2 protein-coding genes are annotated in these 798 nt (G+C 65.4%); both read right to left on the reverse strand.

Features of this window, described 5'->3' with window-relative positions; genetic code table 11:
- The coding region (locus JCM19049_RS16185; protein WP_279403432.1) for a DUF3710 domain-containing protein at positions 1–456 on the reverse strand (456 nt) is incomplete at its 3' end.
- A 38-nt stretch (positions 457–494) separates the two neighbouring features.
- Positions 495–798: dUTP diphosphatase (gene dut, locus JCM19049_RS16190; RefSeq protein WP_054822056.1), on the reverse strand; the 304-nt coding region annotated here is incomplete at its 5' end.

A 798-nucleotide genomic window follows, 5' to 3' on the forward strand; every position in this document is an offset into this window, starting at 1 on the left:
CGTGTCCGGCCCGGCCGTCGGGCAGCTGCTGCGGCACCTTGGCCAGCAGCTCCTTGCCGTAGTCGCCGTCGCGGGTGAAGATCTCCCGTTCTGGCCGGTGATGTCCTCGGCGATCTTGCTGGAGATGCCCGGCCAGAGTTCCTCGGACTTCGAACGGGCGAACGCCTGCAGCTGCACGCGCGATTCGGCCAGTTCCAGGGACAGCGAAATCACGCGTTTGGTCTGGTCCTCGATGTCCATGCGAACCTTCAGCCCGGTCATCGGCTTGATCAGCAGGGAACCGAAGTTCAGGTAGTCGTCCGGGTTGTCAATGTCCTTGATGTCGAACGGTCCGGTCACCGGCTGCGGGGTGCCGGGGGCAACGTCCTGCGCGTCGGTGCCGGAGGCCGCCTGCTGGGTCGCACCGTCTTCAACCGGCTGCTGTTCCTGCTGCCGCTTCTTGCGCTTGAAAAACATCTCGTCCTTAAAACTCTTGTGGTTTACCTCTAGGGTACTTAGTTCGAGCTGAACCCGCCCGTTGAACCGAATCCGGCCGCGCCGCGCACCGTCTCATCCAGGGAATCCACGACGGTGAACTGGGCCTGCTCCACCTTCTGGATCACCAGCTGGGCGATCCGGTCCCCGCGCTGCACCTCGAAGGTCGCGTGCGGGTCGGTGTTCAGCAGGGTCACCATGATTTCCCCGCGGTAGCCGGCGTCCACGGTGCCCGGCGCGTTCAGCACGGTGATCCCGTGCTTCGCGGCCAGGCCGCTGCGCGGGTGCACCAGGCCAACGTAGCCGTGCGGGATGGCCAGGGCG

The organism is Arthrobacter sp. JCM 19049 (genome assembly GCF_001310435.1).